19 protein-coding genes and 1 tRNA gene are annotated in these 24,597 nt (G+C 64.9%); 17 read left to right on the top strand and 3 right to left on the bottom strand.

Features of this window, described 5'->3' with window-relative positions; all coding sequences use genetic code 11:
* The 14 genes from CXY80_RS13680 (at position 1) to pyk (ending at position 16,482) form a co-directional block, all read left to right on the top strand.
* Complete coding sequence (locus CXY80_RS13680; protein ID WP_092107778.1) at positions 1-264, top strand: phosphoribosyl-ATP diphosphatase; 264 nt, start codon at positions 1-3, stop codon at positions 262-264.
* Positions 265-335: 71 nt separating this feature from the next.
* Positions 336-1,175, top strand: coding sequence for an ATP phosphoribosyltransferase (hisG, locus tag CXY80_RS13675; RefSeq protein ID WP_092448520.1), 840 nt, complete (start codon positions 336-338; stop codon positions 1,173-1,175).
* Between the two features lie 24 nt (positions 1,176-1,199).
* Positions 1,200-1,961, top strand: a complete 762-nt coding sequence (gene hisF, locus CXY80_RS13670) for an imidazole glycerol phosphate synthase subunit HisF (protein WP_092448521.1) — start codon at positions 1,200-1,202, stop codon at positions 1,959-1,961.
* Complete coding sequence (hisI, locus tag CXY80_RS13665; protein WP_104132825.1) at positions 1,961-2,338, top strand: phosphoribosyl-AMP cyclohydrolase; 378 nt, start codon at positions 1,961-1,963, stop codon at positions 2,336-2,338. The genes hisF and hisI overlap by 1 nt, the downstream gene beginning before the upstream one ends.
* Positions 2,335-3,882 carry an anthranilate synthase component I gene (locus tag CXY80_RS13660; RefSeq protein WP_104132824.1) on the top strand — a complete coding sequence of 516 codons (1,548 nt, stop codon included), beginning with the start codon at positions 2,335-2,337 and terminating at the stop codon, positions 3,880-3,882. Before hisI ends, CXY80_RS13660 begins: the two co-directional genes overlap by 4 nt.
* Positions 3,882-4,541, top strand: coding sequence for a Trp biosynthesis-associated membrane protein (locus CXY80_RS13655; RefSeq protein WP_104132823.1), 660 nt, complete (start codon positions 3,882-3,884; stop codon positions 4,539-4,541). The genes CXY80_RS13660 and CXY80_RS13655 overlap by 1 nt, the downstream gene beginning before the upstream one ends.
* Before the next feature lie 74 nt (positions 4,542-4,615).
* Complete coding sequence (locus CXY80_RS13650) at positions 4,616-4,846, top strand: DUF6704 family protein (RefSeq protein ID WP_092448525.1); 231 nt, start codon at positions 4,616-4,618, stop codon at positions 4,844-4,846.
* 19 nt (positions 4,847-4,865) lie between these two features.
* Positions 4,866-5,636 (top strand): indole-3-glycerol phosphate synthase TrpC, encoded by a 771-nt coding sequence (trpC, locus tag CXY80_RS13645; protein ID WP_104132822.1) that lies wholly within the window; start codon positions 4,866-4,868, stop codon positions 5,634-5,636.
* On the top strand, positions 5,637-6,863 hold the full coding sequence (gene trpB, locus CXY80_RS13640; RefSeq protein WP_092448527.1) for a tryptophan synthase subunit beta: 1,227 nt from the start codon (positions 5,637-5,639) through the stop codon (positions 6,861-6,863).
* Complete coding sequence (trpA, locus tag CXY80_RS13635) at positions 6,860-7,693, top strand: tryptophan synthase subunit alpha (protein WP_092448528.1); 834 nt, start codon at positions 6,860-6,862, stop codon at positions 7,691-7,693. The genes trpB and trpA overlap by 4 nt, the downstream gene beginning before the upstream one ends.
* A 94-nt stretch (positions 7,694-7,787) precedes the next feature.
* The gene (gene lgt / locus CXY80_RS13630) at positions 7,788-8,777 is read left to right on the top strand and encodes a prolipoprotein diacylglyceryl transferase (protein WP_233195391.1); all 990 of its coding nucleotides are present in this window, start codon (positions 7,788-7,790) and stop codon (positions 8,775-8,777) included.
* 165 nt (positions 8,778-8,942) lie between these two features.
* The gene (gltB, locus tag CXY80_RS13625; protein ID WP_092448529.1) at positions 8,943-13,520 is read left to right on the top strand and encodes a glutamate synthase large subunit; all 4,578 of its coding nucleotides are present in this window, start codon (positions 8,943-8,945) and stop codon (positions 13,518-13,520) included.
* Positions 13,513-14,970: a glutamate synthase subunit beta gene (locus tag CXY80_RS13620; protein ID WP_104132821.1), complete on the top strand. Its 1,458-nt coding sequence runs from the start codon at positions 13,513-13,515 to the stop codon at positions 14,968-14,970. Before gltB ends, CXY80_RS13620 begins: the two co-directional genes overlap by 8 nt.
* 66 nt (positions 14,971-15,036) lie before the next feature.
* Entirely contained in the window at positions 15,037-16,482 is a 1,446-nt protein-coding gene (pyk, locus tag CXY80_RS13615) for a pyruvate kinase (protein WP_092448531.1), read from the top strand.
* Positions 16,483-16,549: 67 nt separating this feature from the next.
* Here pyk and CXY80_RS19550 read toward each other — a convergent pair whose 3' ends face one another.
* Both CXY80_RS19550 and CXY80_RS13610 read right to left on the bottom strand, forming a co-directional pair.
* Entirely contained in the window at positions 16,550-16,720 is a 171-nt protein-coding gene (locus CXY80_RS19550; protein ID WP_158251657.1) for a hypothetical protein, read from the bottom strand.
* 51 nt (positions 16,721-16,771) lie between these two features.
* A tRNA-Leu gene (locus CXY80_RS13610) sits at positions 16,772-16,857 on the bottom strand.
* 37 nt (positions 16,858-16,894) lie between these two features.
* On the opposite strand from CXY80_RS13610, the gene CXY80_RS13605 reads away from it, so the two are divergent.
* Both CXY80_RS13605 and CXY80_RS13600 read left to right on the top strand, forming a co-directional pair.
* Entirely contained in the window at positions 16,895-17,500 is a 606-nt protein-coding gene (locus CXY80_RS13605; protein WP_035879545.1) for an ANTAR domain-containing response regulator, read from the top strand.
* A gap of 136 nt (positions 17,501-17,636) precedes the next feature.
* On the top strand, positions 17,637-21,317 hold the full coding sequence (locus CXY80_RS13600) for a bifunctional RecB family nuclease/DEAD/DEAH box helicase (RefSeq protein ID WP_104132907.1): 3,681 nt from the start codon (positions 17,637-17,639) through the stop codon (positions 21,315-21,317).
* Here the strand turns inward: CXY80_RS13600 and CXY80_RS13595 are convergent.
* Positions 21,314-21,739 (bottom strand): hotdog fold thioesterase, encoded by a 426-nt coding sequence (locus tag CXY80_RS13595; protein ID WP_092448532.1) that lies wholly within the window; start codon positions 21,737-21,739, stop codon positions 21,314-21,316. The genes CXY80_RS13600 and CXY80_RS13595 overlap by 4 nt on opposite strands.
* 53 nt (positions 21,740-21,792) lie before the next feature.
* On the opposite strand from CXY80_RS13595, the gene polA reads away from it, so the two are divergent.
* Positions 21,793-24,465: a DNA polymerase I gene (polA, locus tag CXY80_RS13590; RefSeq protein WP_104132820.1), complete on the top strand. Its 2,673-nt coding sequence runs from the start codon at positions 21,793-21,795 to the stop codon at positions 24,463-24,465.
* Positions 24,466-24,597: the final 132 nt, after the last annotated feature.

The raw sequence follows: 24,597 nt of genomic DNA, 5'->3' as shown, positions 1-24,597 counted from the left end.
GTGAAAACTTTCGATGACCTGTTCGTAGAACTCAGCGACAAGGCCCGCACCCGCCCGGAAGGCTCCGGCACCGTTCGTGAACTCGACGCCGGCGTGCACGCCATTGGCAAGAAGATCGTCGAAGAAGCGGCCGAAGTGTGGATGGCCGCCGAGTTTCAGAGCGATGATGAAACATCTGCCGAAATCTCCCAGCTGCTTTATCACCTGCAGGTCATGATGATCGCGAAGGGCCTCTCTCCGGCGGACATCTACCGACATCTGTGACCCGCGCCAGCTCATCCGCTGGTATCCGTCATAAATTTGTCTGGCACGAAAAACCGAGAGAGTACCCCCCCATGCTGAGAATTGCCGTGCCCAACAAGGGCTCGTTGTCTGAAACCGCCGCGCAGATGCTCGCCGAGGCCGGCTACACCGGTCGTCGCGACCCGCGCGACCTCGTCACCGCCGATCCGCGCAACGGGGTGGAATTCTTCTACCTGCGTCCGCGCGACATCGCCACCTATGTCGGCTCCGGCGCCCTCGACGTCGGAATCACCGGGCGCGACCTGCTGCTGGACTCCCACTCCAAGGCGCAGGAAATCGCCAGCCTCGACTTCGGCGACTCTACCTTTCGCTTCGCCGGACCGGCCGGGCGCTTCACCGAGCTGAAGGACCTTGACGGCCTGCGCGTCGCCACGAGCTATCCCGGCCTGGTCGAACGCTTTCTCGCCACCCACTCGGTGACCGTCGACCTGGTCGAACTCGACGGGGCCGTTGAATCGGCGGTTCAGCTCGGGGTAGCGGATGCCGTCGCCGACGTTGTCTCCACCGGCACCACACTGCGCAAGGCCGGCCTCGAAATCTTCGGACCGGTCATCCTCGAATCCACCGCCGTGCTGATCAGCTCCACCAACGACAAGGCCGGAATCGCGACGCTGCTGCGCCGCCTGCAGGGCGTGCTCGTGGCCCGCCAATACGTGCTGCTCGACTATGACATTCCGGTCGCGCTGCTCGACACGGCCGCCGCGCTTGCCCCCGGAATCGAATCGCCGACCGTGTCCTCGCTGCACGACCCCGAGTGGGCCGCCGTGCGCGTTATGATCGCCCGACTGGACATGAACAACGTGATGGACGAGCTCTACGCCATCGGGGCCAGAGCCATCCTGGTCACCACCATTCACAACGCCCGCCTCTAAGCACACGAAAGAGGACAACCAGCCATGAGCCTGAGTGTGCGCGTCATTCCCTGCCTCGACGTGGCCAACGGTCGTGTCGTCAAGGGCGTTAATTTTCAGAACCTGCGCGACGCCGGCGATCCGGTCGAACTCGCCCGCCGCTACTACGAGCAGGGCGCTGACGAGCTGACCTTTCTCGACGTGACGGCGACCGTCGATAACCGTTCGACGACCTACGACGTCGTGAGCGCGACCGCCGAGCAGGTCTTCATTCCGCTCACCGTCGGCGGTGGGATCCGCAGTGTCGAAGACGTCTCCCGGCTGCAGGCGAGCGGCGCCGACAAGGTCGGATTGAACAGCGCGGCCATCGCCCGTCCGGCGCTGATCGCCGAGATCGCGGATCGCTTCGGCGCCCAGGTGATTGTCCTCAGCCTCGATGTGAAGCGATCCGCTCGCACGGAGAGCGGCTTCGTCGTCACGACCCACGGCGGTCGCACCGAAACCGACCTGGATGCTGTGGCCTGGGCCCGGCAGGCGATCGAACTCGGCGCGGGGGAACTCCTGGTCAACTCGATCGACGCCGACGGGACCAAGGCGGGCTTCGATACCGATCTCATCGCGCTCATGCGCGCCAACAGTCGGGTTCCGGTGATCGCTTCCGGCGGGGCCGGGCGCGTGGAGGACTTTCCCCCGGCGATCCGGGCCGGCGCGGATGCCGTGCTGGCGGCATCCGTTTTTCACAACGGACAATTGACCATCGATGATGTCAAGCGGGAGCTCGCCGCCGAGGGAATGCTGGTGCGCTAATGGCTGATGAACTGAGCGCCAAACTCACCAATCAGCTCGACGCCGCGGTGTTCAACGACGCTGGGCTGCTGCCCGCGGTCATCCAGCAGTGGGACACCCACGAGGTGCTCATGCTCGGCTGGATGAACCGGGAAGCGCTGCGCCGCACCCTGACGGAGGGGCGCGTCACGTTCTGGTCGCGCAGCCGCCAGGAATTCTGGCGCAAGGGCGACACCTCCGGCCACGCCCAGTACGTGCACTCCGCTGCCTTCGACTGCGACAACGACACCCTGCTGGTGCAGGTCGACCAGGTCGGAGCCGCCTGCCACACCGGCAGCCACACCTGCTTCGACGGGCGCGACCTCGGCGTGACTACCATGGAAAGGCCCACGGAATGACCGGTAACCCTGCAGGATCCCGCACGGCCGGCTCGACCACCCGCATCCAGTTCGATGCCCTGATCGGCGAGCACCGGGTCATTCCGGTTATCCGTGAACTCTTCGCCGACGGCGAGACCCCGGTGGGCATCTACCGCAAGCTTGCCAACGGTCTGCCCGGCAGCTTTCTGCTCGAGTCCGCCGAGCAGGGCGGCATCTGGTCGCGATTCTCCTTCATCGGTGTTTCCTCCTTTGGAGTGCTCACCCAACAGGGCGACGAAACCCGCTGGATCGACTACGGGCTCTCCGCCGAGCGTGCGCTCGGGTCTGCGGCCTCCCTCGGCCCACTCGCGGCGCTGGCGTACCTGTTCGACCGGTGGCAGACGCCGCGGCTGCCCGAACATCCGCCGCTGACCGGCGGGCTGGTCGGTTTCATCGGCTGGGAAGCGATTCGCCAGATCGAACGCCTGCCGCACCAGCCGCCGGCCGACTATGACGTTCCGGGCCAGTCCTTCAGCTTTGTCGCCGACTTGGTCGTGCTCGACCACAAATACGGCACCGTGCAGCTGATCGCCAACGTGCTAAACGATGGTACCGACACGCCCGACGAGCTCTGGGCTGCCGCGAGCGAGCGCCTCGATTCGCTGCAGGGCCGACTCGCCGCGCCCAGCGAAGCGTGGCTGGCCGAGGTCGACCTGCAAGTACCGAGCTCGCCGCGCAATCGCACCACCCGCGACGACTTTCTCACCGCCGTCAACATCGGCAAGCAGCACATCGTCGACGGCGATGTGTTTCAGGTGGTCATCTCGCAGCGCTTCGACCAGGTCTGCACCGCGCACCCCATCGACGTCTACCGGGTGTTGCGCAGCCTAAACCCCAGCCCGTACATGTACCTGCTCAGCCTCGAAACGCACGAAGGCGACCCATACTGGATCGTCGGATCGTCGCCGGAAGCTCTGGTCAAGGTGCAAGACCAACGCGTCTTCACCCACCCGATCGCCGGTTCCAAACCGCGGGGAACGACACCGGATGCCGACGCCGACTTCGCGATCGAGCTCGCCGAAGATCCCAAGGAACGGGCCGAACACCTCATGCTCGTCGACCTCGCCCGCAACGACCTGCTCAAGGTGTGCACGGCCGGCTCGGTCGAGGTGACCGAGTTCATGCGTATCGAACGATTCAGCCACATCATGCACCTCGTCTCCTCGGTCGAGGGCAACCTTGTTCCCGGCAAGACCGCGATCGACGTCTTCCGCGCCACCTTCCCGGCCGGTACGCTCTCTGGCGCGCCGAAACCGCGGGCGCTCGAGATCATCGACGCCCTCGAACCGGCCCAGCGCGGCGTGTACGGGGGAGTGGTCGGCTACTTCGGTTTCGCCGGCGACGCCGACCTCGCCATTGCCATCCGCACCGCCACGATCAAGGACGGTATCGCGCGAGTGCAGGCCGGCGGCGGCGTCGTGACTGATTCCGACCCCGCGTCCGAGTACCAGGAGTCGCAGAACAAGGCGGCAGCCCCGCTGCGAGCCGTCGCCGTCGCCAACGCCATGCGGAGGGTGCACTAATGGCAGAACGGATGTCAGCGCGTCGCCTGAAACTCGTTTTCATTCTCTCCGTTTTGGCGGCGAGTTCGCTCGCCATGCTGGCCTGGACCCAGGTCTGGGTGCAGGCCGAAGTCGGACTCCCCGATGCCGGCACCCAGGTCTTGGAGATCGACGGAGCCATTGCCGCGCCGGCGTTGACCGCCCTCGCGCTCTCCGGCTTCGCCCTCGCCGCGGCGCTCACCATCGCCGGGCGGCTGATTCGCATCGTGCTCGGTGCCCTCGAGGTGCTCCTCGGCTTTTCGGTGTTCCTCGCCGCGTTCCTGGCCGTGCGAGACCCCGCCGATGCCAGCGCCGCAGCGGTGACCGCCGCCACGGGAATAGCCGGTCACGAGTCGATTCAGTTGAGCGTGCTCGGCACGGTCATCACACCCTGGCCGTTCGTGGCGATGGGTGCTGCGATCGTCATGGTGGGTGTTGGTGTGGCCATTATCGTCACGAGCGGTCGGTGGCCGGGTCCGACCCGTAAGTATCAGGCCGTTCGGTTTGAACAAGTGGCTTCGCCCCACGGTGCACAACCACTGGCAACCCCGACTGAGCCCGCAGCGAGCGACTCCGCAGCGAGCGACTCCGTCGGCGACTGGGACGACCTCAGCCGCGGCGATGACCCGACCGTACGCTGAAGCGCGCGCATGCGCTCCGCTAGACTTAACGTGCTTGTCAACGTACACAGCAGAATGTATTTACGAGGAGAACCATGAGCATCGATACGTCAGATCCCGGACACGGCCACTCCCCGGCGGCCTGGACCGCTGTCATCATCATGCTGGTGGCATTCACCATCGGCACGACCGCATTCTTCTTCGAGCTGCCCTGGCTGGTCTGGGCCTCCTTCGGCCTGCTGCTCGCCGGTCTCGTTGTTGGCTACGTGATGAGCAAGGTTGGCTATGGCGTAAACACCATGACCGCCACGCCGCACGGTCACTGACCCGCTGCGCGGCCACCTGGTGCTCCAAGAACTTCTCGCCGGCGCGGTTTCCGACGCCGAAGAACGCCTACTCACCCGCCCGTTCGCGAGCGTGGAAGCCGCTGCGCGCGTCCGCCCGCCTGCACTCGATGCCCTGCACGCCCTTGCTCCCACCGAACGGGTCAAGATTCTCGCCGAGATCAAACGAGCGAGCCCGAGCCGCGGCTCCCTCGCTGCCATCACCGACCCGGCAGCGCTGGCTGTCTCCTATGAGTCCGGCGGGGCAAGCGCCATCAGCGTGCTCACCGAGGGACGACGCTTTCACGGCTCGCTGACCGACCTCGAGCAGGTGCGCGCTGCGGTAAGCATTCCGATTCTGCGCAAGGACTTCATTGGAACGCCGTACCAGGTGTTCGAGGCCCGCGCGGCCGGAGCCGATCTGGTGCTGCTCATCGTCGCCGCTCTCGACCAGTCCACCCTGCTGTCTCTGCACGACCTCATCCGTGAGCTAGGCATGACGGCCTTGGTTGAAACGCACAGCGGGGATGAGGTCAGTCGCGCCCTCGACATCGGCGCCAGCCTGGTCGGGGTCAACGCGCGCGACCTGTCAACCTTTGAACTTGACCAGAACCTGTTCGGCGCCCTCGCCGACAAAATTCCCTCCGGCGTTATTCGCGTCGCCGAGTCCGCCGTCAAGACAGCAGCCGATGTTGCGCACTACCGCGCAGCCGGAGCCGATGTTGTCCTGGTCGGCGAAGCGCTTGTTACGAGTGATCCCATCCGAACCCTCTCTGAGTTTTTGGCGGTATAAATGTCTTTACGAGAAGAATCCTTACGTGCAGAATCCGGCCCATATTTCGGGGAATTCGGCGGCAGGTTCGTGCCCGAGTCCCTCGTTTCAGCGCTTGATGAACTCACCGCAGAATACGAACTCGCCAAGAAGGATCCAGCCTTCGCCGCGGCGCTGATGGACCTGCACATCAATTACACCGGTCGTCCGTCGATCATTACTGAGGTGCCGCGCTTCGCCGAGCACGCCGGTGGTGCCCGCATTATTCTCAAGCGCGAAGATCTCAACCACACCGGTTCGCACAAGATCAACAACGCTCTCGGCCAGGCTCTACTCACCAAGCGCATCGGTAAAACCCGAGTCATCGCCGAAACCGGAGCTGGCCAGCACGGAGTTGCCACCGCCACTGTCGCCGCCCTGTTCGGGCTCGAATGCGTCGTCTATATGGGCGAGGTCGACACAGAGCGGCAAGCGCTGAACGTGGCCCGCATGCGCCTGCTGGGTGCCGAGGTCGTTCCGGTCAAGACCGGCTCCCGCACCCTGAAGGACGCGATCAACGACGCCATGCGCGACTGGGTCACCAACGTCGAGACGACCAATTATATTTTCGGAACCGTGGCCGGGCCGCATCCGTTCCCCGCCATGGTCCGCGACTTTCAAAAGATCATCGGCGAGGAGGCTCGCCAACAGGTTCTCGACCTGACCGGCAGCCTGCCGGATGCCGTCACGGCGTGTGTCGGCGGCGGCTCAAACGCCATGGGCATCTTCCACGCTTTTCTGGACGATGCCGATGTCGCGTTGTACGGCTACGAAGCGGCCGGAGACGGCGTCGATACACCGCGCCACGCAGCGACCATTACCAAGGGACGCCCCGGTGTGCTGCACGGCGCCCGCAGTATGCTGCTGCAGGACGAAGACGGCCAGACCGTTGAATCGCACTCGATCTCAGCGGGCCTTGACTATCCCGGCGTCGGCCCGGAGCACGCCTGGCTCTCCAGCATCGGCCGGGCCACGTACCTGCCGATCACCGACGACGACGCGATGAGCGCCCTGCGGCTGCTCAGCCGTACGGAAGGAATCATCCCGGCGATCGAGTCCTCGCACGCCCTGGCCGGCACGCTCGAGCTCGGCCGGAAGCTCGGCCCGGACGCGACCATTCTGATCAACCTCAGCGGGCGCGGCGACAAAGACATGGAAACAGCCGGCCGGTACTTCGACCTGCTCGACGAAGGCGCGGAACAATCATGACGGTCACAGCACCCAACGACACCGTGAGCACGGTCGAACAGACCATCGCACGGCGACGCACCGAGGGCGGCGGCGCTCTCATCGGCTACCTGCCGGTCGGTTTCCCGACCCTGACTGAGAGCATTGACGCCGCCGTGGCGCTCGTCGCCAACGGCGTCGACATCATTGAACTCGGTCTGCCCTATTCCGACCCCGTCATGGACGGCCCGGTCATTCAGGCTGCCACGCAGCAGGCCCTGGCGAACGGCTTCAAGCTGCGCCACGGATTCGAAGCCGTCAAGGCGATCACCGCACAGGTCGACGCCCCCATTCTCGTGATGACCTACTGGAACCCGGTGGTGCAGTACGGCGTCGAGCGTTTCGCCGACGACCTGCGTGCCGCGGGTGGTGCCGGCCTGATCACCCCCGACCTTATTCCCGACGAGGCCGCAGACTGGATGACCGCGAGCGTACGCACCGGACTGGACCGGGTCTTCCTCGCCGCGCCGTCCTCCTCGGACGCCCGATTGGTGCAGGCGATTGAAGCGAGCCGCGGCTTTGTTTACACCGTTTCGACGATGGGCACGACCGGCGCCCGCGCCGGGGTCGATTCTGCTGCTCGTATCCTGGTGGAACGCCTCCGCTCTGTCGGCTGCACGAGCGCCTGTGTCGGGCTGGGCATCTCGACTCCCGAGCAGGTACGGGAAATTCTCGGCTATGCCGACGGCGCCATCGTTGGGTCTGCCCTCGTGAAGGCGCTCACCGAAGGGGGAGTCACCGCCGTAGCGCGGCTGGCCCTCGAACTCGCCGCCGGCGCGAGCGATATTCGCCCGGCCTCCGCGCCCCGGTAATCGCAGGCGCGCTCTACACTAAATTGTTCGAGGCGATCGATTATTTTCGCCCCAAGTGACGCGAGTCACGATGAAAGGTAGTACCTAGGTGTTGTTGAGTCTCCTGAGCACGAGTATTCCGAGCCCCGAGTGGCAGTTCTTCGACCTCGGCCCGTTCCGCATCCACGCCTATGCGCTGTGTATTCTCGCCGGCATCGTCCTCGCCACCATCATCACCTCGCGCCGCCTGACCAGGCGCGGTGCCGAGCCGGGCGTTGTACTCGACATCATCCTCTGGGCCGTTCCCCTCGGCATTGTCGGAGCCCGCATTTATCATGTTCTGACGCACCCGGGAGACTACTTCTTTGATGGAGCGGACCTGCTCCGCACCCTCTACATTTGGGAAGGCGGAAACGCCATCTTTGGGTCGCTGATCGGCGGCGCCGTCGGCGCTTATATCGGCTGCCGGATGGCCGGCATCCGTTTCTGGAGCTTCGCGGATGCTGTTGCTCCCGCTTTGTTGGTCGCCCAGGCCACCGGTCGGCTCGGCAACTGGTTCAACCACGAGCTGTTCGGGCTGCCGACGACCCTGCCGTGGGGGCTGGAAATCGAGTCCGGCAATGCCGCCTTCCCGGTCGGACTGCCGGCCGACACACTGTTCCACCCGACTTTTCTCTACGAAATCATCTGGAATCTGTTCGGCGTCGCCGTCATTCTCTACCTCGAGCGTAAATTCCGTCTGCGTTTCGGTCAGACGCTCGGCGTATATCTCATCTGGTATGGACTGGGTCGCAGCTTTTTTGAGTCGATTCGCATTGACCCGAGCGAGATCTACTTCGGAATCCGCACCAACGTCTGGGCCGCTCTGGCCGCCGTCGTGCTCGGCTTGGTGATCATCCTCGTGCAACGTCACCGTCACCCCGGACTAGAGCTCAGCGCCTATGTTCCTGGTCGGGAATGGAATGGCCCGGACGCTGGGGTAGAATTAGATGACAGCGATTCGGATGATCTTGATCAAAGCTCCGCGGATCAGAGCGATGATGCCGATGAACACACCGAATCACCCGAGGCCGCAGCCACAAGCACGAGCGCGTCGCGTCTGTAGACTCACGTCGGTTGAATCCCAACCGACGCACTCGTAGCGCTGCCCGGTCAGGGCAAACTCGAACAGGGCTGAACCCGATCAGGGTTCCCGCTACAACTCCCTGCACACATATCCTTCGGGCCAGCGTCGTCCCTTACTGCTAGTCATTTCGTGAGGACGGTCTCAATGCCGCAGAAACCTCTCTATTCCCGCTTCAGCAGCATGCCCGAAGCGGCCGGTTTGTACGACCCCGCCGCCGAACGCGATGCGTGCGGCCTTGCCATGGTGGCGACCCTGCGGGGCACCGCCGGGCACGACATTATCACCCAGGCCCTCGACGCGCTGCGCAATCTTGAACACCGCGGTGCGGTCGGTTCCGACGCTGGAACCGGTGACGGTGCCGGCATTATCACCCAGATACCGGACGCCTTCCTGCGCGCCGTGACGGATTTCGCGCTTCCCCCCGTTGGCCAGTACGCCGTCGGTAACGTCTTTCTGCCGACCGACCCGACCGCGCGCACGGCAATCAAGCGGGCCATCAGCCTGATCGCCGACGAGGAAAGCCTCACCATCCTCGGCTGGCGGGAGGTTCCGGTGCATCCGGAAGACCTCGGCAGCCAGGCGCGTGCGAACATGCCGGCTATCCAACAGCTGTTCGTGCAGAGCACCCGAACGACCGAGTCCGGCGACCTGCTCGGCGACATCGCGCTCGACCGACAGACCTTTCGGCTGCGGAAGCGCGCCGAGCGTGAGCTCGAGATCTATTTCGTCTCGCTGTCCTGCCGCACCCTGGTCTACAAGGGCATGGTCACCACCTTGCAGCTCGAACCGTTCTACCCCGACCTGTCGGACAAACGATTCGTATCGACGCTCGCCCTGGTGCACTCGCGTTACTCCACCAACACTTTCCCGTCCTGGCCGCTCGCCCAGCCGTTCCGCATGATCGCCCACAACGGCGAGATCAACACGGTGCAGGGAAACCGCAACTGGATGCGCGCCCGCCAGTCCCAGCTTGAGTCCGAGCTGCTCGGTGACCTCGCACCCCTGCTGCCGATCGTCACGCCCGGCGCGAGCGACTCGGCCTCCTTCGATGAGGTCGTCGAACTGCTCAGCCTGTCTGGTCGGTCCCTGCCGCACGCCATTATGATGATGGTGCCCGAGGCCTGGGAGAACCAGACCGACCTCGACGATGAACGTCGTGACTTCTACGAATACCACTCCATGCTCATGGAACCGTGGGACGGACCAGCTGCGATCGTATTCACCGACGGCTCTCTCGTCGGCGCCACCCTCGACCGCAACGGCCTGCGTCCCGGTCGCTACCTCATCACCGATGACGGCCTCGTCGTGCTCGCGAGTGAGATCGGCGTGCTCGGAATCGACCCGGCGCGGGTGGTGCGTAAGGGCCGCCTGCGCCCCGGCCAGATGTTCCTGGTCGATACCGTCGCCGGCCGCATCATCGACGACCGGGAGATCAAGGCCGAACTGTCGGCCAGTGAACCCTGGGGCGACTGGCTGCAGAAGGGGCGTATTAACCTCAAGGACCTGCCGGAGCGGGAGCACATCGTGCACCCGCCGGCATCCGTTGTACGTCGTCAGCGCACCTTCGGCTACACCGAAGAAGAGGTGCGCATTCTGCTCACCCCGATGGCACGCACCGGAGCCGAACCACTCGGTGCCATGGGCAGCGACACCCCCATCGCGGTTCTGAGCGACCGCCCGCGCCTCATGTTCGACTACTTCACCCAGCAGTTCGCGCAGGTCACCAACCCGCCACTCGACTCGATTCGCGAAGAAGTCGTCACGAGCCTCAAGCTCGGCCTCGGCCCTGAGCGCAACCTGCTCACGGCCGGTCCGGAACATGCCCGTCAGGTCATTCTCGATTTTCCAGTCATCGACAACGACGAACTGGCCAAGATCCAGCACATCGACCCCGCCGTCGGCAGCCGGACCACCACGACCATTCGCGGCCTGTACCGCTTCGAAGAGGGCTCAGACGCCCTGGCTAAGCGCCTCGCCGCGATCTGCGTCGAGGTCGACGAGGCGATCGAAGCCGGCGCGCTGTTCATCGTGTTGAGTGACCGCGACTCCAACCAGGACCTCGCCCCGATCCCGTCGCTGCTCATGATCGCCGCCGTGCACCACCACCTGATCCGCACCGAAAACCGCATGAAGGTCGGCATCGTGGTCGAGGCCGGCGACGTGCGCGAGGTGCATCACGTGGCCCTGCTCATGGGTTACGGCGCCTCAGCCGTCAATCCGTACCTCGCCATGGAAACTTGCGAAGACCTCGTGCGCAGCGGCATCATCACCAACGTCACGCCCGAAAAGGCCGTGCGCAACGTGATCAAGGCTCTCGGCAAGGGCGTGCTCAAAATCATGTCCAAGATGGGCATCTCCACCGTGTCGTCCTACGCTGGCGCGCAGACCTTCGAGGCCGTCGGCCTCGCTCAGTCCTTCGTCGACCAGTACTTCACCGGCACTACGAGCAAGCTCGGCGGCGTCGGCATCGACGTGATCGGTGTCGAAAACCTGGCCAGGCACGCATCCGCTTACCCAATGGATGCCGCGGTGACCGCCCACGAGCGCCTCGCGACCGGCGGGGAATACCAGTGGCGCCGGGACGGTGCCCCGCACCTGTTCAACCCGGAGACCATCTTCCGGCTGCAGCACGCCACCCGCACCAAGCGCTATGACATCTTCCGCGAGTACACGAAGATGGTCGACGACCAGGCTGAATCGCTCATGACGCTGCGCGGTATGTTCACCCTCAGCGCCGGCCAGCGCACGCCCGTGCCGCTCGACGAGGTCGAATCGGTGTCGCAGATCGTGAAGCGGTTCTCTACCGGAGCGATGAGCTATGGTTCGATCTCGCAGGAAGCGCACGAAACCCTCGCCATCGCGATGAACCGCCTCGGCGGCAAGTCGAACACCGGCGAGGGCGGCGAAGACCTGGACCGTCTGCTCGACCCGACTCGGCGCAGCGCGGTGAAGCAGGTCGCCTCGGGGCGGTTTGGCGTGACCAGCATGTACCTGACCCACGCCGACGATATCCAGATCAAGCTCGCGCAGGGCGCCAAGCCCGGTGAGGGCGGGCAGCTGCCGCCCACCAAGGTGTACCCGTGGATCGCCCGTACCCGGAACGCCACGGCCGGCGTCGGCCTCATCTCGCCGCCGCCGCACCATGACATCTACTCCATCGAAGACCTCAAGCAGCTCATCTTCGACCTGAAGCGGGCCAACCCGAAGGCGCGCATCCACACCAAACTGGTCAGCCAGTCCGGTATCGGCGCCGTCGCGGCGGGGGTTGCCAAGGCGCTCTCCGACGTGATTTTGATCAGCGGGCACGACGGCGGAACGGGCGCGAGCCCGGTCAACTCGCTCAAGCACGCCGGCACGCCGTGGGAACTCGGCCTCGCCGAGACACAGCAGACGCTCATGCTCAACGGCATGCGCGACCGCGTTGTGGTGCAGGTCGACGGCCAGCTGAAAACCGGACGCGACGTTTTGATCGGTGCCTTGCTCGGCGCCGAAGAATTCGGTTTCGCCTCAGCCCCGCTCGTGGTCGCCGGCTGCATCATGATGCGCGTCTGCCACCTTGACACCTGCCCGGTCGGTGTCGCTACCCAGAACCCGGACCTACGCAAGCGTTTCAATGGTCAGGCCGACCACGTCGTGAACTTCTTCGAGTTCATCGCCCAGGAAGTACGCGAGTACCTCGCCGAACTCGGATTCCGCAGCCTTGACGAGGCCATCGGACACAGTGAAGTCCTGAACGTGAACCGTGCGCTCACCCATTGGAAGGCACAGGGGCTGGACCTCTCGCCCATTCTGAGCGGACCGGATTTCTCCGAGAGCGAACCGCGCAAGTGGGCCAGGGCCCAGGAGCACGAACTCGAGAAGCACTTCGACAATGAGCTGATTCGCCGAAGCCGGAGCGTGCTCGAACACGGCGGCACGGTGCAGATCGATCTGCCGATTCGCAATACCGAACGCGCCGTTGGCACCATGCTCGGCCACGAGGTCACCCTGCGGCACGGCGAAAATGGCCTGCCCGCTGGGTCGATCGAGGTCAGGCTGACCGGTTCCGCCGGACAGTCCTTCGGGGCGTTCCTGCCGAGCGGGATCACTCTGCGGCTCGAGGGCGAATCCAACGACTACGTCGGCAAGGGCCTGTCGGGCGGGCAGATCATTGTGCGCCCCGACCGAACCAGCCAGTTTCCTGCCGAGGACAACGTCATCGCCGGCAACGTCATCGGTTACGGAGCCACGCAGGGCAGCATGTTCATTCGCGGCATCGTCGGCGAACGGTTCCTGGTGCGAAACTCCGGTGCCGTCGCCGTCGTCGAGGGCGTGGGGGACCACGCGCTCGAGTACATGACCGGCGGAGTCGCCCTCATCCTCGGCGAGACCGGGCGCAACCTCGGTGCCGGCATGAGTGGTGGCACGGCCTACGTCTACGGACTCACCGCCGAACGGGTCAACCGCGACGCGCTCACCTCGGGGGAGCTGAGGCTGCTTGCCCTCGACAGCGTCGACCGTGAAATCGTGCGCGACCTGCTCGAACAACACCGGGACCAGACTGACTCGGCACTTGCCAAGCGGATGCTGGAAAACCTGCAAGAAACCATGAACGCTTTTGTCAAGGTGCTGCCGCGCGACTACGCGGCCGTGCTGGAGACCAGGCAGACGGCCGTCGACGAGGGACTCGATCCCGACGGTCTCGTTGTTTGGAATCGAATTCTGGAGGTAACCAATGGCTGATCCGAAGGGATTTCTAAAGGACACGGAACGTGAGCTTCCCGCTCGACGGCCTGTGGCCATCCGCTTGATGGACTGGAAAGAGGTCTACGAGCAGGGTGACGCGGCCGTACTCAAACGGCAGGCCGGCCGCTGCATGGACTGCGGCGTACCGTTCTGTCACCAGGGCTGCCCGCTCGGTAACCTCATTCCCGAGTGGAACGACCTGGTCTGGCGCGACGAGGGCCGAGCGGCCATCGAACGCCTGCACTCGACCAACAACTTTCCCGAGTTCACTGGACGGCTCTGCCCGGCGCCCTGTGAATCGTCGTGCGTGCTCGGCATCAATCAGCCTGCCGTCACCATCAAGCAGGTCGAGGTGTCGATTATTGACCAGGCCTTCGCCAAGGGCTGGGTGCAGCCGCAACCGCCCGGACGCCTGACCGGCAAGACTGTCGCCGTCGTGGGCTCCGGCCCCGCCGGCCTGGCCGCAGCCCAGCAGCTGACCCGCGCCGGCCACACGGTCGCCGTGTTCGAACGCGACGACCGTATCGGCGGGCTGCTGCGCTATGGCATTCCCGACTTCAAGATGGAGAAGAAACACCTCGAACTGCGCCTCGCGCAGATGACGGCGGAGGGAACCCGGTTCCGCGCCAACGTCAACATCGGTGTGGACATCACCTGGGACGACCTGCGCGCCCGGTATGACGCCGTCGTGGTCGCGACCGGAGCCATGGTTCCCCGGGACTTGCCGATTCCCGGGCGCGACCTGCCCGGTGTGCACTTCGCCATGGAATACCTCGTGCAGCAGAACAAGTTAGGTGCCGGCGGAAGCCTCCAAGCGCAGATCACGGCTGAGGGCAAGCACGTCGTGGTGCTCGGTGGTGGTGACACCGGAGCTGACTGCATCGGCACAGCGCACCGCCAGCTGGCAGCATCCGTCACCAACCTGGCGATCGGCAAGCAGCCGGGCACGACTCGCCCGGACAGCCAGCCGTGGCCGATGTCGCCGACCCTGTTCGAGGTGTCGAGCGCACACGAAGAGGGCGGCACCCGCCAATACCTCGCGTCGACGGTCGAATTTCTGGCCAACGACTTCGGTGAGGTGCGTGCCATTCGCATTGCCGAAACCGAATACCTCGACGGACGTCGCGTTCCTAAGGTCGGCACGGAGAAGGAAGTTCCTGCTGACCTCGTGCTGCTCGCGATGGGGTTCACCGGGCCGGAATCGAACGAACTCAGCCACCAGCTGAAGCTTCCCTTCGACAACCGCGGCAACGTGGAACGCGACGGCAACTATCAGACCAGCCACGAGGGTGTCTTCGTCGCCGGGGACGCCGGTCGCGGCCAGTCCCTGATCGTCTGGTCCATCGCCGAAGGACGAGCCGCAGCGGCCGCGGTTGACCAGTTCCTGGAAGGCAAGACGCAATTGCCCTCTCCCGTGAAGCCGACCGACCGGTCCTTCGCTCTCTAACCCTGAGTTTTCCCTCACTACGCTGTAATTGCGCCCTCCGGGCGCGGAAATTGGAGATTCACCAGTATGAGACGCGCAAAAATCGTTGCCACCCTCGGGCCGGCAGCGTCCAGCTACGAGCAGATCAGGGCGCTCATTGACGCGGGCGTTGACGTCTGTCGCATGAACCTGAGCCACGGCAACTATCAGGTACACGAAAGCGTGTACGCCAACGTGCGCAAGGCCGCGAACGATTCTGGCCGCGCCGTCGCCGTCATGGTCGACCTGCAGGGCCCGAAGATTCGTCTCGGCAAGTTCGAGGGCGGCCCGTACGACCTCGCCGTCGGCGATATCTTCAAGATCACCACCGAAGATGTGCTCGGTACCAAGGAACTGTCCGGCACGACCTTCAAGGGTCTGCCGCACGATGTGCACCCGGGCGACTTTTTGCTCATCGACGACGGCAAGGTCAAGGTGCAGGTCGTTGAAACGGATGGCGTCGTCGTCACCACCAAGGTCATCGTCGCCGGGCCCGTCTCCAACAACAAGGGCATCAACCTGCCCGGCGTGGCCGTCAACGTGCCCGCCCTGTCAGAGAAGGACGAAGCGGACCTGCGCTGGGGCCTCCGCCTCGGCACCGACCTCATCGCGCTCTCCTTCGTGCGCAGCGCCGAGGACATAACCCGGGTGCACGAGATCATGGCCGAAGAAGGTCGTCGCGTTCCGGTGATCGCCAAGATCGAAAAGCCGCAGGCCGTTGACAACCTCGAAGAGATCGTCGACGCCTTCGACGCCATCATGGTCGCCCGTGGCGACCTCGGAGTGGAGCTCCCGCTCGAAGCCGTGCCGATCGTGCAGAAGCAGGCTGTTGAGATCGCCCGCCGCATGGCCAAGCCGGTCATCGTCGCCACGCAGATGCTCGAATCAATGATTCTGAGCCCCGTGCCCACCCGCGCCGAAACCAGCGACGTCGCCAACGCCGTCCTCGACGGTGCGGATGCCGTCATGCTCAGCGGTGAGACCAGCGTCGGAGAGTACCCCGTCGTCACGGTGCAGACCATGGCTCGCATTGTGGAATCCACCGAGATTCACGGCCTGGAGCGCATCGGCAAGCTCACCAATCGTCCGCGCACCCAGGGTGGCGCCATCACGCTGGCCGCCATCGAGGTCGCCGAATTCGTTGAAGCCAAATTCCTGTGCATTTTCACCGAGTCCGGAGACTCAGCGCGACGTATGTCGCGTCTGCGGTCCAAGATTCCGATGCTGGCGTTCACGCCGGAGCCGGGCATCCGTCGTCGTCTGGCCCTCACCTGGGGCATCCAGACTTACCTCGTGGAGCCGGTGACCCACACCGACGCCATGTTCGGTCAGGTCGATGACATTCTCATCGGTCAGGGCCTCGCTGAAATCGGTGACAAGGTCGTCGTCATCTCCGGTTCCCCTCCCGGAATTGTCGGCTCGACGAACGACATTCGCGTGCACCGCGTGGGCGACGCCCACAACGAGGTCGCACCGGCGTACGTCAAGAAGTAAGCCTTCAAGCGAAAAGCCCCGCCCGATCATCTCGGCGGGGCTTTTTTTGCGTGTGGTTGCGTGTGGTTTAGAGAACGGGCGGCTTCTGCGCCCGCGCGTCGAGCCATTCCTGGTGCTGCCGCAGCCCCGAGCGGATGGCGTTTCGAATCACGAAATAGGCCGCCCAAAACCCCAGTGCGATCAGCGCCGGATAGATCAGTAAAGACAGGTAGCCCCAATACGCCATGTTATTCATCATCGGTCCAGCCTGACAGGTGCGGGCGTGTCAACACAAACTTGCCGTGATTTCTGGTACCGGTGGTGGGACTCGAACCCACACGTCCTTGCGAACAAAGCATTTTGAGTGCTCCGCGTCTGCCATTCCGCCACACCGGCTTACAACTACTCGTTCAGAATACCGTAGGCTTTCCTCGTGACCGACCAAGACAGCACCCCCACCCCTCCGCGCCGCGTTGTCGTCGCTGAGGATGAATCCCTCATTCGCCTCGACATCGTCGAGATTCTGCGCGACAACGGCTTTGAAGTCGTCGGCGAAGCCGGTGACGGAGAAACTGCGGTCGCCTTGGCGCGGGAGCTCCGCCCCGACCTGGTCATCATGGACGTCAAGATGCCCCAGCTCGACGGCATCAGCGCGGCTGAACGCCTCTCCAAGGAGCACATCGCTCCGGTGGTTCTGCTGACCGCATTCAGCCAGAAGGAACTGGTGGAGCGCGCCACGGAAGCCGGCGCCCTCGCTTACGTCGTCAAGCCGTTCACCCCCAACGACCTGCTGCCGGCCATCGAGATCGCCCTCTCGCGCTACAGCCAGATCATCACCCTTGAGGCCGAGGTCGCCGACCTGGTCGAACGGTTCGAGACCCGTAAGCTCGTCGACCGGGCCAAGGGCCTGCTGAACGAGAAGATGGGCTTGACAGAGCCGGAGGCCTTTCGCTGGATTCAGAAAGCCTCGATGGACCGTCGCCTCACCATGCACGACGTGTCGCAGGCGATCATCGAGCAGCTCAGCGCCAAGAAGTAGCGGCACTCATCAGATAGAACGGCCCGGCAGATTCTGCCGGGCCGTTGTGCGTTGTGGCCGGGGCGTGTGGCCGGCTGGCGGTTCGGACTGTATGTCGGTGGTGTCCGATACGCTCGAAAAAAGCAAGGGTGGGCGCATGTTTTTACTGGACGGCAGCGTGGTGACGAGTGCAAGTGACCTGAGTGCTGCATCCGTTTGCGAATTTGCCTTCCTGCGCCGCATCGACGCGCGGCTCGGCCGCATCGACGTCGTGCCCGACCCGGTCGACGCCATGCTCGAACGCACGTCCCGGCTCGGTGACGAGCACGAACAACGGGTACTTGAGCGGTACCGGCTCGGCCAATCTGTGGTCGAAATTGCCCGTCCAGAGCGGATGGACCGCCGCGCTCTCGAGACAGCCGCCGACGACACGCGGCTCGCTTTCAGCACTGGCGCTGAAGTCCTCTTCCAGGCCACGTTCTTTGACCCCGACTTCGGCTCGCCCACCGCAGATATCGCCTTCCTCGGGTTCGCCGACTTCATCGTGCGCCAGAGCGACGGTTGCTGGCTGCTGCAGGACACCAAACTCGCCCGGCATGCCCGGGTTACAGCGCTACTGCAGCTCGCCGCCTACGCCGGGCAACTGGAGCGATTCGGAGTTGCCACGGCTCGTTCGGTCGAACTGCTGCTCGGCGACGGTTCCGTGAGCGTGCACCGGCTCGCCGACATTCGGCCGGTCTATCGCAAACGCCGGCAGCGCCTGGTGCAGATCATTGCCGAGCGTCTCGCCGACACCGTCGCCGTCGCCTGGGGAGACCCGCGGTACACCGTCTGCGGGCGTTGTGCCAGCTGTGAGACCGAGGTGCAGGAGCAGCGCGATCCGCTGCTGGTTGCCGGGCTGCGGCTTTCGCAGCGTGCCCGGCTGGCGGCCGGCGGCATCCGCACCATTGACGACCTCGCGGCATCGACCGGCAGTACCGACGGAATGACCGAGTCGACGCTCACCGCCCTGCGCACGCAGGCGCGGCTGCAGCTGCAGGCGGTGGCGGGCACTGCCCCGCCGGTTGACCTGTACAACGCGGGTGCGCTGATGGTGCTGCCCGAACCGAACCCCGGCGACATCTTCTTCGACTTCGAGGGTGACCCGCTCTACTCTGAGGGAGACGCGTCTGAGGGAGACGCGTCTGAGGGAGCCGCGTCTGAGGGAGCCGCGTCGGAGGGAGCCGTGACGGAAGGCAGCGCGACCGCGGGCACCAGCACGCAGTGGGGCCTCGACTACCTGTTCGGACTGGTCGACACCGATGAAACCTTTCATGCCTTCTGGGCACACAGCTGGGCCGAGGAGCGCGTGGCGCTCACCGACTTTCTGGCTTACCTCGCCGATCGCCGAGCGCGGTTTCCGGGCATGCACGTCTACCACTACGCCGCGTACGAGCGCACTCACCTACTCAGCCTGGCCGCTCGGCACGGCGTCGGCGAAGACCAGATCGACCAGCTGTTGCGTGAGAACGTGCTGGTCGACCTGTACCCGCTGGTTCGCAAGACGATGCGCGTGGGGTCGCGTTCCTACTCGATCAAGAAGCTCGAACCCCTCTACATGGGGGTCGAGTTGCGCGGTGGCGCGGTCACCAACGCGGCCGATTCCATAACCGAATACGCCGCAGCCCGCGACCTGCACGAGCACGGAGATCGGGCCGAAGCGCAGCGCATGCTCGACTCTATCGCCGACTACAACCGCTACGACTGCGTGTCAACGCTGCGCCTGCGCGACTGGCTGCGCGCGCTGGCACGCGGGGCCGGCATCCGCACTGCTGGCACGCCACTCGAAGCGGATGCCGACACGGTAGAGCCGTCGCCGGTGCGGGACGCCCTGCTCGCCCTCGCGGCCCCGATCAGCCACACCCCGCGCAGCGTAGACCAGACCGCGGCCGCCTTTGCCGCCGCAGCGATCGACTACCACCGGCGCGAGCAGAAGAGTTTCTGGTGGGGGCACTATTTTCGGCTCGAGTACCCGATCGACGAATGGCAGGACACCCGCGACGTGCTCGTCGTCGAACACGTTGCCGTGGAACGCGACTGGTTTCGTGAGGGCCAGCAGCGCGTCGACCGCCGCCACCTCTGGCTGCGTGGGCGGCTCGCTCCGGGCAGCAGCATCAAGCCCGGCGACCAGGCCGGGCCCTATGTGCTCTACGACTACCCGGGGCCGTTCCCCAACCCGGATACCTCCGACGGCGCGCGCACCCACCGCGTTGTGAAAGTGCTCGAAGTCAGCGACGACGGTGGCATCCTGGTCGAAGAGACGCTCCTCAAAGACGTTGCTCGATACGATCACCGGCCGAGCGCCCTCGCGCCGGCTGCCCCGCCGCGGCCGATGCAGCAGAAGCCCGCCATCGATGAATGGGCCGCTGCCATCGTCGACGCCCAGCCGCGCTGGCCGAGCGACCCGATGGTCGACATTCTGCGCCGCACTCCGCCGCGTACCCGCACGGGGCAGCTGACGGCCGTCGCGGCCGCTGGCACCACGATCGACGCCGTCATTGCGACGCTGCTCGACCTCGACCACTCCTACCTCGCGATCCAAGGGCCGCCCGGGACCGGCAAAACCTATCTCGGTGCCCACGTCATGACCGCGCTCGTGCAGCAGCACGGTTGGAAGATCGGTGTCGTCGCGCAATCCCATGCGGTCGTCGAGAATCTTCTTTGCGCTGTCGTTTCGGCGGAGCTCGATCCGGACCTCGTTGGCAAGGTGGCGAAGACCGGGGCCGACCCGGCCGATGCCGCCTTCACTGTACTGCCGAAGGATGGCCAGCTGCTCTTCGCGCTCGACCATGCCGCGACCGGATTCGTGATCGGCGGCACCGCCTGGGACTTCAGCAATCCCGCGCGCGTTCCGCGCCATAGTCTGGACCTGCTCGTCGTCGACGAAGCCGGGCAGTTCTCACTCGCTTCGACGATCGCGTCGAGCGTGGGCGCCCAGAATCTGCTGCTGCTGGGCGACCCGCAGCAACTACCGCAGGTCAGTCAGGGCACCCATCCCGAGCCAATCGACCAGTCCGCGCTCGGCTGGGTCGCCACCGGCCACGACGTGCTGCCCGCCGACCGGGGCTATTTTCTCGCCGAAAGTCGCCGCATGCATCCGGCGGTGACCGCTCCCGTTTCCCGGCTGTCCTATGGCGGCCTGTTGCGCGCCAACCCGGTCACCTCGACCCGGTCGCTCGCCGGCATTGCGCCCGGTGTGCACGCGGTGCCCGTCGTGCACACCGGCAACGCCATCTGCTCACCCGAAGAAGCTCATGTCGTGGTAGACCTCGTGCAGACCACGCTCGGCCGGCTGTGGACCGACCCGAGTGCCGACCGGCTGAATGACTCGCTGACCGAAGCCGACGTGATCGTCGTCACGCCGTACAACGCCCAGCTCACCCTGGTGCGGCAGTCCCTCGACGCTGCAGGTTACCCGGGCGTGCGGGTTGGCACCGTCGACAAATTCCAGGGCCAGGAGGCCGCCGTCGCGATCGTTACGCTTGCGGCCAGTTCGGCCGAGGATGTGCCGCGCGGCCTGTCGTTCCTGATCATGAAGAACCGACTGAACGTCGCCATCTCACGCGCGAAATGGGCCGCGTACCTGGTCTATTCGCCGGCGTTGACCGAGTATCTGCCGGTGACACCGGCCGGTGTCACCGAACTCAGCGCGTTCATCAGCCTGGTGGAGCCTGACCCTGCAGAGAAGTCAGACCCTGCAGAGAAGTCAGACCGCGCAGAGAAGTCAGACCGCGCAGAGAAGTCAGACCGCGCAGAGAAGTCAGACCCCGCAGAGAAGCCCGGCTACGCAGCCAACTAGGCGTGCGGCGGCAGGTCCTTGATGATATTAGTGATGCGAATCGTCGAGCAGCGTCGACCGGCGTCATCGGTGACCACGATCTCGTGCGTGGTGAGCGTACGGCCGAGGTGAATCGGCGTGCAGACCCCGGTCACGTAGCCCGACGTCGCCGAACGGTTGTGCGAGGCGTTGATCTCAATGCCTACGGCGAGCTTGCCCGGTCCGGCGTGCAGATTTGCGGCCATTGAGCCGAGGGACTCGCCGAGCACGACGTAGGCGCCGCCGTGCATAAGCATGGCCGGTTGCGTGTTGCCAGCCACGGGCATCCGTGCCACTGCCCGGTCAATCGTGAACTCGGTGAACTCCAGCCCCATCTTGTCGGCGAGGTCTCCGCCACCGCGCTGCTGAACCCAGGCGAGTGCATCGTCAGTCGTATTGAACATGATCACCTTTGGTCGGGGGAACCCACGCGGGAAGACACTTGTAGGCTGGGGGAGTGTTGGACTCCGAAAAGCCTACCCTGATGATCATCGATGGCCATTCCCTGGCATTCCGGGCGTTCTTCGCCCTGCCAGTGGACAGCTTCCAGACCCACGCCGGGCAGCATACGAACGCCATCCACGGCTTTCTGTCGATGCTGCTCAGCCTGCTGCGCAATGAGAAGCCGACCCACCTCGCGGTCGCCTTCGATATCTCCCGTGCTTCCTTTCGCACCCGGGAATACCCCGAATACAAGGGCACCCGCAATGCGACGCCGCCGGAATTCCTCGGCCAGATTCCGTTGCTGCAGGAAGCCCTCGCCGCGATGAACATCACCACCATCACCAAGGAAGACTTCGAGGCCGACGATATCCTCGCGACCCTTTCGGTCGAAGGCAGCGCAGCCGGCTACAACGTGCTCGTCGTTTCCGGCGACCGCGATGCCATCCAGCTGGTCAACGAGACCGTCACCCTGCTCTACCCGGCCAGCCAGGGCGTGTCGGCCCTCACCCGCTACGACCCGGCTCGGGTGCGCGAACGCTACGGCATCGAACCGGAGCAGTACCCCGACGTGGCCGCGCTCGTTGGCGAAACCAGCGACAACCTGATCGGCATCAGCAAGGTCGGCGAAAAGACCGCCGTGAAGTGGCTCGGTCTGTACGGCAGCCTCGATGGCATCCTGGAACACGCCGACGAGATCAAGGGGGTCGTTGGCAACAACCTGCGCGAGCAGAAGGAGAACGCGATTCGCAACCGCCGACTCAACCGCCTGGTCACCAACCTGGAGCTGCCGATGGCCGTCGCCGCGCTCGAACGCGGCGCCATGGACACCGACGCGGTGCGGGACATCTTTACCCGCCTCGAATTCAAAACCCTGCTCGACCGGGTGCTCAAGCTGGCCGGCGAGGACCCGGCGGTTGAAGCATCCGTTACCGTCATTGTGGAGGTCCCCGCCGTGCAGGCGCCCGTCGCGCAGGATCTGCTCGACGAAGAGCTGCAATCCTGGCTTGACCGGGCCACCGTGACTCACCCGGCGGGCCTTGGCCTCACGGTGGAGGTGCAAAACGGCAAGGCAATCGGTTTCGGGCTGGCCAGCCCGACCGAAACCATCAACCTGCCCTGGCAGCCCGGCCGTAAGGACTACGCCCCGCTCGAAGCGTGGCTCGCGAGCGCAGCTCCGAAGATCATGAACGACGCCAAACATCAAGTGAAAGCGCTGCGTCGCAGCGGGCTGCCCTTCGCCGGCCTCGCCTTCGACACCCTGGTCGGCGCCTGGCTCTTCCGCCCCGGCGGCCCCGACAAAACCCTGGCAGACCTCGTGTCGCGCTACCTCGACGAGACCATGCCCATCGCCGACCCCAACCAGCTCGTTCCCGACGAGACCCAGCAGGCCGGCGCTCCCGCCCAGGCCTGGTACACCCTGCGCCTGTTTGCCGCCGTCGAGAAAGTCCTCGACCCCGGCTCGCTCAAATTGCTGCTCGAGATCGAACTGCCGACCCTGCTGGCCCTGGCCGACATGGAACTGGCCGGCGTCAGCGTCTCGCACGAGCAGCTCGCCGAACTGTCCGCCGAGCTCGGTGCGAGTACGGCCAGCCTCGCCGCCGCCGCCTACGCGGAGATCGGCCGTGAGGTGAACCTCGGTTCACCCAAGCAACTGCAGGACGTGCTGTTCACCCAGCTCGAGATGCCCAAGACCCGCGCCAACAAGACCGGTTTTTCAACGGATGCCGGCGCTCTCGCTGACCTGCAGGCCAGCAACCCGCATCCGTTCCTCGACCTGCTGCTCAAACACCGCGACGCCACCAAGCTGCGCCAGATCGTGGAAACCCTCGACAAGGCCATCGACACGACCGGCCGCATCCACACCACCTACGTGCAGATCGGCACCACCACCGGCCGCATCTCCTCGAACGACCCGAACCTGCAGAACATCCCGGTGCGCACCGATGAAGGCCGGCGCATCCGCGTGGCCTTTCAGGCCGGCGCCGACAGCGAGAGCCTGCTCACCGCCGACTACTCCCAGATCGAAATGCGCATCATGGCGCACCTCTCCGAAGACGCCGGCCTGATCGAAGCGTTCAACGCCGGCGAAGACCTGCACCGGTTCGTCGGTTCCCGCATTTTCGGTGTCGATCCCGCCGACGTGTCCGGCGAAATGCGCAGCAAAGTCAAGGCCATGAGCTACGGGCTCGCCTACGGCCTCAGCGCCTTCGGACTGTCCAAGCAGCTTCGCATCGACACCAAAGAGGCCAAGCAGCTCATGACCGACTATTTCGAGCGGTTCGGTTCGGTGCGCGACTACCTGCGCAACGTCGTCGAGCAGGCCAAGGTCGACGGTTACACCGAGACTATCTTCGGGCGGCGGCGGCCGTTCCCCGACCTGGCCAGCCCGAAACGGGTGCTGCGCGACAACGCCGAACGAGCGGCACTGAACGCGCCGATCCAGGGCTCGGCGGCCGACATTATGAAGATCGCCATGAATGGTATCGCCGCCGATCTGACGGATGCCTCGATGGAGTCCCGCATGTTGCTGCAGGTGCACGACGAATTGATTTTCGATGTTGCCCCGGGGGAGTGGGACGCCCTTCGCCAGGTCGTCACCCACAACATGGAGTCCGCTGCCGACCTGCTCGTTCCGCTGACCGTGCAGGTCGGTCGCGGCGCCAACTGGGACGCCGCCGCTCACTAGTCCAACTGAGCGCGGTTGAAGGGCTGAGGGGGCCCACGGCGTCCTTCCCCGCCCGGTTTCCGAGCGACTCACTCTGTCGCGTTGACCGGCCAATTTCCCCAATTGGGGGGTTCGCAACGAACCGCCGTGTTC

This window comes from Cryobacterium sp. M91 (assembly GCF_002929615.1).
Lineage (GTDB): Bacteria > Actinomycetota > Actinomycetes > Actinomycetales > Microbacteriaceae > Cryobacterium > Cryobacterium levicorallinum.
This window is presented reverse-complemented; position numbering and strand designations above follow the sequence as displayed.